General features: G+C 60.7%; 11 protein-coding genes. 7 read left to right on the plus strand and 4 right to left on the minus strand.

The genetic code is table 11. The features are described 5' to 3' along the window. Positions 1 to 45: 45 nt before the first annotated feature. The gene (locus tag ACRESD_RS10115; RefSeq protein WP_431750785.1) at positions 46 to 1,449 is read right to left on the minus strand and encodes a NorM family multidrug efflux MATE transporter; all 1,404 of its coding nucleotides are present in this window, start codon (positions 1,447 to 1,449) and stop codon (positions 46 to 48) included. Between the two features lie 138 nt (positions 1,450 to 1,587). Here ACRESD_RS10115 and ACRESD_RS10120 point away from each other — a divergent pair, with 138 nt between their 5' ends. Both ACRESD_RS10120 and ACRESD_RS10125 read left to right on the plus strand, forming a co-directional pair. Then, positions 1,588 to 2,508: a LysR substrate-binding domain-containing protein gene (locus ACRESD_RS10120; protein WP_431750786.1), complete on the plus strand. Its 921-nt coding sequence runs from the start codon at positions 1,588 to 1,590 to the stop codon at positions 2,506 to 2,508. Between the two features lie 167 nt (positions 2,509 to 2,675). Next, a complete protein-coding gene (locus tag ACRESD_RS10125) occupies positions 2,676 to 4,652 on the plus strand; it encodes a methyl-accepting chemotaxis protein (protein ID WP_431750787.1) in 1,977 nt (658 codons plus the stop codon). 3 nt (positions 4,653 to 4,655) lie between these two features. Here ACRESD_RS10125 and ACRESD_RS10130 read toward each other — a convergent pair whose 3' ends face one another. After that, a complete protein-coding gene (locus tag ACRESD_RS10130) occupies positions 4,656 to 5,570 on the minus strand; it encodes an ABC transporter six-transmembrane domain-containing protein (RefSeq protein WP_431750788.1) in 915 nt (304 codons plus the stop codon). Between the two features lie 112 nt (positions 5,571 to 5,682). On the opposite strand from ACRESD_RS10130, the gene ACRESD_RS10135 reads away from it, so the two are divergent. Continuing rightward, positions 5,683 to 6,267: a TetR/AcrR family transcriptional regulator gene (locus ACRESD_RS10135; protein ID WP_431750789.1), complete on the plus strand. Its 585-nt coding sequence runs from the start codon at positions 5,683 to 5,685 to the stop codon at positions 6,265 to 6,267. Here ACRESD_RS10135 and ACRESD_RS10140 read toward each other — a convergent pair. Together ACRESD_RS10140 and ACRESD_RS10145 are read right to left on the minus strand one after the other, a co-directional pair. After that, complete coding sequence (locus tag ACRESD_RS10140) at positions 6,264 to 7,760, minus strand: YifB family Mg chelatase-like AAA ATPase (protein ID WP_431750790.1); 1,497 nt, start codon at positions 7,758 to 7,760, stop codon at positions 6,264 to 6,266. The genes ACRESD_RS10135 and ACRESD_RS10140 overlap by 4 nt on opposite strands. A gap of 224 nt (positions 7,761 to 7,984) precedes the next feature. After that, positions 7,985 to 8,245: an accessory factor UbiK family protein gene (locus ACRESD_RS10145; RefSeq protein WP_431750791.1), complete on the minus strand. Its 261-nt coding sequence runs from the start codon at positions 8,243 to 8,245 to the stop codon at positions 7,985 to 7,987. A 422-nt stretch (positions 8,246 to 8,667) separates the two neighbouring features. Between ACRESD_RS10145 and glnK the strand changes: the two genes are divergently transcribed. The 4 genes from glnK (at position 8,668) to sutA (ending at position 11,448) form a co-directional block, all read left to right on the plus strand. After that, positions 8,668 to 9,006 carry a P-II family nitrogen regulator gene (gene glnK, locus ACRESD_RS10150; protein WP_002555808.1) on the plus strand — a complete coding sequence of 113 codons (339 nt, stop codon included), beginning with the start codon at positions 8,668 to 8,670 and terminating at the stop codon, positions 9,004 to 9,006. Positions 9,007 to 9,041: 35 nt separating this feature from the next. After that, positions 9,042 to 10,382 carry an ammonium transporter gene (locus ACRESD_RS10155; RefSeq protein ID WP_431750792.1) on the plus strand — a complete coding sequence of 447 codons (1,341 nt, stop codon included), beginning with the start codon at positions 9,042 to 9,044 and terminating at the stop codon, positions 10,380 to 10,382. 211 nt (positions 10,383 to 10,593) lie between these two features. Further along, positions 10,594 to 11,019, plus strand: a complete 426-nt coding sequence (locus ACRESD_RS10160; RefSeq protein ID WP_431750793.1) for a secondary thiamine-phosphate synthase enzyme YjbQ — start codon at positions 10,594 to 10,596, stop codon at positions 11,017 to 11,019. A gap of 102 nt (positions 11,020 to 11,121) precedes the next feature. After that, positions 11,122 to 11,448 (plus strand): transcriptional regulator SutA, encoded by a 327-nt coding sequence (gene sutA, locus ACRESD_RS10165; protein WP_016970540.1) that lies wholly within the window; start codon positions 11,122 to 11,124, stop codon positions 11,446 to 11,448. Positions 11,449 to 11,528: the final 80 nt, after the last annotated feature.

The following is an 11,528-nucleotide window of genomic DNA, read 5'->3' on the forward strand; positions in this document are numbered from 1 at the left end:
CGCTATCGCAGGCAAGCCAGCTCCCAAATTGACCGCGTACACCCGCTACTCAGGCTGCAACGCTTGGAATTCAGGCGAGACTTCAGGCTCCTGGCGAATCATCCGTTTCATCTTCGCTTCAAACGCCCAGGTCAGGGTGATCGCCGCACACGCCAGCCCCAACGCCAACCCCCACCACACACCGGTCGGCCCCCAGCCCAGGGTGAAGGCCATCAGCCACGCCGACGGTGCACCAATCAGCCAGTAGCAACCCAGGCCCACCAGGAAGGTGGTCTTGGCGTCTTTCAGCCCGCGGATGCAGCCCATGGCGATAGTTTGCACGCCGTCGAACAGCTCAAACCAGGCGGCGACGGCCAGCAGGCTCACTGCCAGGACGATGACGTCGTGGAAAGCCGGGTCGTTATGGTCGAGGAAAAGCCCGATCAGTGGGTCGGAAAACAGCCACAGCACCGCCGCAAACCCCAGCATCACCATCGCACCAAAACCGATGCCGACCCGCCCGGCCAGGCGCGCCTGCAGCAATTGCCCGGCGCCGTAATGCTGGCCGATGCGCATGGTCACCGCGTACGACATCCCCGCCGGCACCATGAACGCCACCGACACAATTTGCAGGGCGATCTGGTGCGCCGCCAACTGCGTACTGCCCATGGTGCCCATGCACAGCGCTGCGAAGGCGAACAGCCCGACCTCCACGGCATAGGTGCCGCCAATCGGCAGGCCCAGGCGCCACAGTTCACGCAAGTAGTGGGTGTTCAGGCGAAGCAGGCCCGTACCCAACGGATAGGCCGCGTAAGCGCGGTTGCTGCGGATGTACCACCACAGCGCCAGCGCCATGCAGTTGGCAACGATTGCAGTGACCAGCCCGATACCCATCAAACCCAGTTTGGGCAGGCCAAACATGCCTTCGATCAACGCATGGTTGAGCAGGTAGTTGACGACGGTGCCACACAGGCTGATCACCATGACGGGTGTCGCCTTGCCGATTGCGCTGGTAAAGCCGCGCAGGGCCATGAAGCTCAGGTAGCCGGGCAGGGCGAATGGCAGGATGGTCAGGAATTGCCCCGCCGCGTGCACATTGGTTTCGGTCTGACCGAACATCAGCAGCACCGGCTTGAGGTTCCACAGCAGCAGGGCCGCCGCCAGGGCCATCAGCCAGGCGAGCCATAGCCCGGCCTGGGTCAGGCGGGTGGCGCCTTCGATGTCGCCTGCGCCGTGGCGAATGGCAACCAGGGTGCCCACGGCGGCAATCACGCCGATGCAGAAAATCGCCACGAACGAATAGCTCGCCGCGCCAAGGCCGCCACCGGCCAGGGCTTCGGGGCTGAGGCGGGCCATCATCAGGGTGTCGGTCAGCACCATCAGCATGTGCGCCAACTGTGAGGCAATCAGTGGCCCTGACAGCCGCAGAATGGCCCAGAGTTCGGTACGCGCCGGATGTTGCATGATCATCACGCTCGGAAATTCGGAGGGTAGGGGAAGGGCTTGATTCTCGGCGCTCCTGATGTATTACACAAAAGGATAAAAGCGATCGTTTACATGATTAAAACTCATGCTAGGGTTCGGTATTGATCTGTAGGAGGTTTGCCTGTGTCACGTCGTCTTCCTCCGCTTTATGCCTTGCGCGCATTTGAAGCTGCTTCACGGCACAACTCCTTCACCCGAGCGGCGGAAGAGTTGTCGATCACGCAGAGCGCAGTCAGCCGGCATATACGTACGCTGGAAGAGCATTTCGCCTGCCGCCTGTTCCAGCGCAGCGGCCGCACCTTGCAGCTCACCGAGGCCGCGCGGCTGTTGCTGCCGGGCGTACGCGAAGGCTTCGCCGCGCTGGAGCGGGCCTGCCATACCTTGAACGCTGAAGATGACATCCTGCGCATGAAGGCGCCGTCCACGTTGACTATGCGCTGGCTGCTGGCGCGGCTCAGTCGCTTCCGGGCCTTGCAGCCGGGCAATGAGGTGCAATTGACCAGCGCGTGGATGAGCGTGGATGAAGTGGATTTCAACCAGGAGCCCTTCGACTGCGCGGTGTTGCTCAGCTATGGGCACTTTCCGGCGGACTGGGAGGCCAGTTACTTGTTCCCTGAGTTGCTGATTCCAGTGGGCGCACCGAACCTGTTGGATGACGGGCCTTGGGGCGTCGAACGCCTGGCAGGTGCCGAACTGCTGCACCCCACGCCGGACCGTCGCGATTGGCGCAACTGGCTGGAACGCATGGGGCTGTCATCCCAGGTGTCGCTCAAGGGCGGTCAGGTGTTTGACACCCTGGAGCTGGGCATGATCGCCGCCGCGCGAGGCTATGGGGTGTCCATGGGCGACCTGTTGATGGTGGCCGAGGATGTGGCCCAAGGGCGATTGAGCTTGCCGTGGCCGACGGCGGTGGCCAGTGGGGAAAATTACTACTTGGTGTGGCCCAAAACCCGTCCAGGCGGTGAACGCTTACGGCGTTTGGCGGAGTTTCTTCAGGGTGAGGTCCGCGCCATGGAATTGCCACGAGTTGAACGCCTGGATTGAGTGGGTAGTGCAATCGTTTGCGCGATACCCCTGTGTAACGCTCAAGTATTGCCCGCACCCGCCGAAGAAAGGGTGTTGGAACCATCGTGCACCCACGCTACCCATTAGATAAATTGCCGAGCAGCGCTATGAGATCAGGATGATCCTGGCCTCGGCCAGGAGCTGTCATGTCTCAACCTCGCGCTCGGATCGCCTCCCAGTTAGGTCTCGCCTTGGCCGTTATTCTGGCTGTCGTCATCAGCGGCAGTACGGTTTTCGCCCTGCGTTCCCTCGACTCCGCCAACCTCGATACCCGCGAGGAACACCTGGCCAGTGAGGCACGCCTGCTGGCGGACCAACTCAATACCTTCCACAGCACCTTGCGTGAAAGTACCCAGCGCTTGAGCGGGCTGTTTGAAAAGCGCTTTGGCGCCGGTTTGAGTGTGCGGTCGGACCAACCAGTGCCCGTGGCCGGTGTGCAAACCCCAAGCCTGTTTCTGGGTGACGTTGTGCTGAACAACAATTTCGTCGAAGTGGACGAGTTCAAGCAGATGTCTGGCGGCGTAGCGACGGTATTCGTACGCAGCGGTGAAGACTTTATCCGAATCAGTACCTCCCTGACCAAGCAGGACGGCAACCGTGCCATCGGTACCGTGCTCGATCACCAGCATCCGGCTTACCAGCGTCTACTGGCTGGGCAAGGATATGTGGGACGTGCGGTGCTGTTTGATCGGTCCTACATGACCCAGTACACCCCGGTGCGGGACGCGGGCGGCAAAGTGATCGCCGTGTTGTTCATTGGCTTTGATTACACCGATGAACAGAAGGCCCAGTTCGACAACCTCAAGCGCTTCCGTATAGGCCAGACTGGCTCTCTCGCGTTGCTGGATGAACAGAAACACTGGCTAGTACCACCCGCTGGCGTGCAGGCGCCGGACCAGGCGATCCCCGTCATACTCGACCTGGCGAAAAAGCCGGGCTCAGGGCGCTTCTGGAGTGACAAAAACGAAGATTTCTACAGCGTCGCGGTGCCATTTGAAGGCGGCCCGTGGTCGGTGGTGGCGAGCATGCCGAAGTCCGAGATTCGCGCGGTGACCTGGGCGGTGGGGATTCGCCTGGTGATTGGTAGCTTGCTGGCAATGCTGCTGGCGGTGGGCGCGGCAGTCTGGTTGCTGCGCAGTAAGTTGCAACCGCTGAGTGACTTGGTGCGCCAGGCCGAAGCCTTGGGCGCCGGCGATTTGAGTGCACGCTTGAACGTGTCCAGCCATGATGAAATCGGTCAGTTGGCGCGCAGCTTCAACCAGATGGGGGAAGCGCTGTCGACCATGGTCTCGCATATCCGCAAGGCCGCCGAGGAGGTCAACAGCCGTGCTCAGGCGTTGTCCGGCCTGTCTGGCGGTGCGTATGAAGGCATGGAGCAACAGTCCGGCGAGATCACCAGCATGGCCGGTGCGGTAGAAGAGTTCAGCGCCACTTCGTTGAACATTGCCGACAACATGGGCAATACCGAGCGGCTGGCCCAGGAAAATGCCCAGCAAACCCGCATCGGCCGTACGTCGATGCAGGAAGCGTCGTCGTCCCTCGAACATATCGCTGCTGCGCTGAACAGCACGGCTACGGTGATCAACACCTTGGGCCAGCGCTCCCAGGAAATCGGTGGGATCGTGGGTGTGATTACCTCGATTGCCGAACAGACCAACCTGCTGGCGCTTAACGCTGCCATCGAGGCGGCCCGGGCCGGTGAGCAGGGGCGCGGTTTTGCGGTGGTTGCCGATGAAGTGCGCAACTTGGCGTCGCGAACGCGTCAGGCCACGGACGAAATTTCGGTGATGATCCAGAGCATCCAGCAGGAAACCGGCAACGCTATCAGCACCATGGAACACGGCAATGTGTTGATGCAGGAAGGCTTGTCGCGCAACGCCGACGTGGCTTCGGCCCTGGCGCGCATCGACGAACAAAGTCGCTCGGCCGGCCAGCAGTTCGCCGCGATCACCACGGCGACCCAGGAGCAGAGCAGCACCGCGAATGTGCTCAGCAGCAATCTACAGAGCATTGCGCTGGCCAACAGCGAGCAGCGCGAAGTGGTGTCGAACCTGGCCGTTACCGCCAAGGAACTGGAGTCCTTGGCGGCCAGTTTGCGCCATGAAGTGGATCGCTTTCGTTAGGGCTTACTGGTCGTTGAGGCCCGGGTCCACGCGCTTGCCGATATCCTTCAGGCGCGCCAGTTGATCGACCATCCCTGGCGCTTCGTCCATGCTGGTGACGAAGGTCCACAGGTAGGTCATCACCGCGTACACGTGGCCGGCCTTGACCGCCGGTGACAGCGCCAACTGAGAGATGGCAACCACGAACAGCAGGGCTGCCAGCGTGCCGAGAAACAGGTACGCGGCGGCCTCGCGGTCTGACAGCCAGATCCGCAGGCGTGACAGCACGTGGTAATGACGGTGCAAGGTCGGTGCGCCGACTTTTTCCACCAGGCCGATTTCCTTTTCCAGACGGTCGTTCAGGCGCTCATGCAGTTCCTGATTGCGCTGGGCAAAACGTGGCAGCAGCGTGACGCACAGCAACAGCGCGGCCAGGCACGCCAAGCCTACCCAGGGCTCAATCACAATCAACATCACCGCCGCGCCGATAATCGAAACCAGCGCAGTGGCGATGATCGGCACGTGTTTTTCAAAGAAGTCGACGAACTCCCGCGCGAGCACCACTCGTGCCGCTGATTTCGAGGTGCTGTGGTTTTGCTGGCGCTGGTTGAGAATCACCGGCACCGCAAGGTCGGCGTAGATCCGAGTGAACGTGCGCGTGTCCAGCGCCCGTCGTGCCGCTCCAACCACCCAGAACGCCATGACTACGACGGCGTAGAACAACGCGCTGGTAGAGTCGCCACGGATGATTGAGTCCACCGCAAACCCGGCGAACAGCGGGTAGGCCAGCAACAGCGCGTTCTCCAGTGCCACCAGCGACAAAGTGCAGAACAGCTTGCCGGGGTAGGCTTTGGCGATGGCCTTGAGGGTCTGGCTAGCGGACTGCTGGCCGATTTTCTTGCTTTCTTCGATCAGAATTTGTGGGGTGGCGGATGACATGGGTGCACCAAAGGAGTGATAGACGCTATTATTGAGCGACTGCTCAAGTATCCTTGAGCGATCGCTCAAAAAGCAAGCGCCGCTCATCTAACGACGCTCGAAGGAATTGCCCATGTCGCGTATCGACCGTAAAGACCAGATCATCGCCGCCGCCCTGGAGCTGTTTCGCAGCAAGGGTTTTGCCGATGTATCCACCCGCGATCTGGCTGAACATGCCGGTCTGTCCCGCAGCCACGTCTACCACTACTTCAGCGACTGGAATGAACTGCGCCGCGCAGCGTTTGTGCGTTTTGCCAACGAACAACTGGAAGAAGTGCGTGCGCCATTGGTCGATCTTTCCCCTCTTGATGCGCTGGTAGGGTTTCTACGTGACTGCCTGCCGTACACCGCCGATGCCGGCTGGGCGCTGTGGCTGGATGCCTGGGATGAAGCCATGCACGACCCGCAGATGGCCCAGGCGTATCTGGAGATCAACGCCCAATGGCAGGCCATGCTCGCTGCAGTGATCGAACAAGGTATGGGTGAGGGCGTTTTCCATTGCGATTCATCCCAGCGCGCTGCCCGCCAGATCTTTGCCCTGGCGATGGGGTATGCCGATGACCTGATGCTCAAGCCGTCCACCGAATCGGCCGAAGCGGTGCTGGATGAAGTCATGGAAGTGGCGAGGTTGCTGCTGGGCTTTCCCGAAACGCCCTAGCCGACTGTCGCTGGCCGGTATTGCAGTGCTTCCGCCAAGTGTTGGCGGGCGATGCTATCCACCTGCTCAAGGTCTGCAAGGGTGCGCGCAACCTTGAGCAGTCGATGGGCCGCTCGTAGCGATAACGTCAGCCGCTCGCAGGCGCTTTCCAGCCAGCCCTCGTCAGCTTTGGCCAATTGGCAATGTTCCCGCAGCCCTGGCAAATCCAGGAATGCATTGGCGCAGCCTTGGCGCTTTTGCTGGCGTTCTCGCGCCTCGGCCACCTGTGCCGAGGCCTTCGCCGTGGTATCGCCAACCTGTTGCGTTGGATTGAGCGCAGTCGTTTCTCGGGCGACGGTGAGGTGCAGGTCGATACGATCCAGCAGCGGCCCCGAGAGTTTGTTGCGGTAGCGCTGGATTTGCTCCGGCGTGCAACGGCAGCGCCCACTGGGTTCGCCCATGTAGCCGCAAGGGCAGGGGTTCATGGCGGCGACCAGTTGGAAGCGGGCAGGGAAGCTCACCCGGTCGCGGGCGCGGGAGATCACGATATGCCCGGACTCCAAGGGTTCGCGCAGCACCTCCAGTACCTTGCGATCAAACTCCGGCAACTCGTCCAGAAACAGGACGCCATGGTGGGCTAGGGTGATTTCCCCCGGCTGTGGCTTCGACCCGCCGCCTACCAGGGCCGGGCCCGATGCTGAATGGTGCGGCTGGCGAAAGGGACGGTGTGGCCAATGGCTCAGTGGCGCCAGGCTGACGACGGATTGAATGGCTGCCACCTCCAGCGCTTCCTGCTCACTCAGCGGTGGCAGCAGACCGGGCAAGCGGCTGGCGAGTAACGTTTTCCCGGTGCCCGGTGGGCCGCTGAACAACAGGTTGTGGGCGCCCGCTGCGGCGATCAACAGCGCACGCTTGGCCGCCAACTGGCCCTGCACCTCGCTCAGATCCGGGTAGGGCTTGTTCAAGTACAACAAGCCGTCGGACTTGTAAGGCTCTATGGGCTGATGCCCATTCAGATGTGCCACGACCTGCAACAGGTGATCCACCGCGAGCACCTTCAACCCCGACGCCAGGCACGCTTCCTCCGCATTCGCCCGAGGCACCATCACGGTGCGCCCGGCCTTGTGCGCTGCCAATGCTGCCGGCAACACGCCTTTTACCGCCCGTACTTCGCCCGATAAGGCCAGTTCTCCCAGGCATTCCACGTCATTGAGCATCAACGTCGGCACCTGCCCGCTGGCCGCCAGGATGCCTAGCGCAATAGCCAGGTCAAAGCGTCCGCCGTCCTTGGGCAGGTCGGCGGGCGCGAGGTTAAGGGTGATGCGCCGGGAAGGGTATTGCAGCGCCGAATTGAGAATGGCACTGCGTACACGGTCCTTGCTCTCCTTGACGGCAGCCTCCGGCAAACCTACCAGTGTCAGGGAAGGCAGACCATTGGCCATATGCACTTCGACGGTGACGGCGGGGGCTTCGACGCCAATCTGGGCACGGCTATGGACGATGGCGAGGGACATGCGTGTTCCTTGAAAAGAAGGCCGCTTCCTGCGGTTTTTCAAGGGTAGACGAGGTGAAGTAGAGCGGGAGGGGGGAGGTTTTACAGAACGTATCTAGAGAACAACGCGGAACAAATGTGGGAGCGGGCTTGCCCGCGAATGCGGTGGATAAGTCAGTATCTTCGTGCCTGACAGACTGTATTCGCGAGCAAGCTCGCTCCCACACTTTGACCGAGTTGCGTCAGTTACTCGGCTGTGGGCGTCAACCGCGCCTCCAATTCAGCCACTTTTGCCTCCAGGCTCTCCAACCGCGCCCGCGTACGGGCCAGCACTACCATCTGGCTGTCAAACTCTTCCCGGCTCACCAGGTCGAGCTTGCTGAAACCGCTTTGCAGCAACGCCTTGAATTGGCTTTCGATTTCATTGCGGGGCAGCGGGGTGTCGCCGCTGAACAGGCGAGCAGCGTGGCCGCTCAGGGCGTCGAGGAGATCTTTGGGCGCGAGCATGGGAAATATTCCGGAAAACTGTTGGCCGGCAGTGTATCACGCAGCGTCTATAGTCTTTTTCATGTCGCAAAGCGCACGCTTTTCGCGCAACGGGGCGAACGGCGACGCACTGTTTTTGTGCGCATTGCAGCCGCCAAAAAGCCCCGTAGGTGGGCATAAGTGGGCAAAGGACTGATTTCAGTGATTTTTACGGAGCTGGCAAGGTTTCTGCTTAGACGATCATGACCCATGCACTGATGCAGTCGCTGTGACGAATGCAGTGCGCCGACGGATCAGGGGTACAGGTTTCGTCACCAGTGGTTCGCTGGCGTCGCCGCGGGTATTGCCGAGGCGACGATGCGTTACAAAGCCAGGCACTGCGCTTAGACTTGAGACGGGTTTGTTTTCCTGGGGCAAGTCCACCAATTCGGGAGAGAGTTTTCATGAAGCTAGTCACTGCCATCATCAAGCCGTTCAAGTTGGACGATGTACGCGAGTCACTGTCCGAGATCGGCGTGCAGGGCATTACCGTTACTGAGGTCAAAGGCTTCGGTCGGCAGAAGGGTCATACCGAGCTGTATCGCGGCGCGGAGTACGTGGTTGATTTCCTGCCGAAGGTGAAGATTGATGTCGCCATTGACGACAAGGATCTTGACCGGGTTATCGAGGCGATAACCAAGGCGGCCAACACCGGCAAGATCGGTGACGGCAAGATCTTCGTGGTCAATCTGGAACAGGCTATTCGCATCCGTACCGGCGAAACCGATACCGACGCAATCTAAGCCGCCAAACCCCCAACGCCCCAGGAGAAAACAATATGACTCTGCGTAAATTCGCAGGGCTAGGAGCCCTGTTGTCCCTCGTAATGCCAGCCCTGGCATTGGCGGCGGATCCAGCCCCTGCTCCAGTCCTCAATTCCGGCGACACGGCGTGGATGCTGACATCCACCGCGCTGGTGCTGTTCATGACCATTCCGGGCCTGGCGCTGTTCTACGGCGGCATGGTTCGCTCCAAAAACATTCTTTCCGTGATGATGCAGTGCTTCGCCATCACGGGTTTGATCACCATCCTGTGGTTTGTCTACGGCTACAGCATGGCGTTCGATACCACGGGTATGGAAGCGGGCGTCGTCAACTTCAACTCCTTCGTGGGCGGCCTGTCCAAACTGTTCCTGTCGGGTGTGACCCCAGCGAGCATCACCGGCCCTGCGGCGCTGTTCCCCGAGGCGGTGTTTGTCACCTTCCAGATGACGTTTGCCATCATTACTCCTGCACTGATCGTCGGTGCTTTCGCCGAGCGCATGAAGTTCTCTGCGATGCTGATCTTCATGGGCGTCTGGTTCACCCTGGTCTACGCGCCGATTGCCCACATGGTGTGGGGTGGTCCGGGTTCGTTGCTAGGCGACTGGGGCGTGCTGGACTTCGCCGGTGGCACCGTGGTGCACATCAACGCCGGTGTGGCTGGTCTGGTGGCATGCCTGGTACTCGGCAAGCGTAAAGGCTTCCCGACCACTCCGATGGCTCCTCACAACTTGGGTTACACCTTGGTCGGTGCAGCCATGCTGTGGGTTGGCTGGTTCGGCTTCAACGCGGGTTCCGCTGCGGCGGCCAACGGCACTGCCGGCATGGCGATGCTGGTGACGCAGATCGCGACCGCTGCTGCGGCCCTGGGCTGGATGTTCGCAGAGTGGGTCACCCACGGTAAGCCAAGCGCACTGGGCATCGCCTCGGGTGTGGTGGCGGGCCTGGTGGCAATCACCCCAGCCGCCGGCACCGTGGGCCCGATGGGTGCCCTGGTGATTGGCCTGGCAGCGGGCGTGGTGTGCTTCTTCTGCGCCACTACCCTGAAACGCAAACTGGGCTATGACGACTCCCTGGACGCCTTCGGCGTGCACGGTATTGGCGGTATCCTCGGCGCGATCCTGACCGGCGTGTTCGCGGCGCCTTCCCTGGGGGGCTTCAACGCGGCCACCACGGATATCGCGGCGCAAGTCTGGATTCAGTGCAAAGGCGTCGGCTTCACCGTGATCTACACGGCCATCGTGACCTTCATCATCCTCAAGGTGCTGGATGCAGTCATGGGCTTGCGGGTTACCGACGAAGAAGAGGCGGTTGGCCTCGACCTGGCGCAACACAACGAGCGCGGCTACAACCTGTAACGCCCTCGAAAAATCTTGCCCGGCTTGCCGGGCATTTTTTTGTCTGGCGTTTGTCAGTCGTAGGACGCTGTACCGGTTTTTGCGTCGAGTTTGTGATGGGGCGCACACGACACTTTTCAGCGTGCGAATGTCTTACAGGCATGTAGGCGTATTCGGCACTTTGTTTTTTTCCAGAGCACGCTAGAATGCGCGCCGATGGGCGGAGAACTGTATGTGGCAACAGACCTTGATCACCCTGCGGGCCAAGCCCCGGGGCTTTCACCTGGTAACCGACGAGTTGCTGGCCGGCTTGCCTGAGTTGAAGGCATGTCGTGTAGGCCTGTTGCATCTGTGGCTGCAGCACACCTCGGCCTCGTTGACCGTCAACGAGAATGCCGATCCGGCGGTTCGCCGTGACTTCGAGCGTTATTTCAACTCGCTGGTGCCGCAGGGCCTGGCAGGGTTCGAACACAACGACGAAGGTCCGGATGATCTGCCGGCGCACTTCAAGGCCAGTCTCCTGGGCTGCCAGCTGAGTTTGCCGGTCAGGGCCGGCCGCTTGGCGATGGGGACCTGGCAAGGTGTTTATCTGGGCGAGCACCGTGATCATGGCGGTGCTCGTAAAGTCCTCGCCACCTTGCAGGGTGACGAGGCGTAAGCCACTGGTTATCCAGTGGATGTGATTTTTTTCCGGCGCCCTTCGACAGAAGGTAAAGCTGGGCTATAACTAATCTGCTTTTCGCAAGTCATGAGGTAGAACATGAGCGACGATGATCTGGAAAACGACGAACTCGAAGTCGGTGATGACGACGAGACCGAAGAAGGTCTTGAAGCAGCGGCGGAAGACGTTGCTGACGACGATGGTGGCGATGATGCACCTGTTCCGGCGGCCAAAGGCAAAGCCAAGGCAGCTGTTTCGGTAGACGAACTGCCGAGTGTTGAAGCCAAGAACAAAGAGCGCGATGCGCTGGCCCGTGCGATGGAAGAGTTCCTCGCTAAAGGTGGCAAAGTGCAGGAAGTCGAGGCCAACGTGGTTGCAGACCCACCGAAGAAGCCGGATAACAAGTACGGCAGCCGACCTATCTGAGGTCCGTCACCTGCTTGTAAGAAAAAGCCCGCCGTCGCTGCGGGCTTTTTCATGCTTGGAACGAACTCGCCGCAATACCC

This window comes from Pseudomonas sp. (assembly GCF_050739995.1).
Classification (GTDB): Bacteria; Pseudomonadota; Gammaproteobacteria; order Pseudomonadales; family Pseudomonadaceae; genus Aquipseudomonas.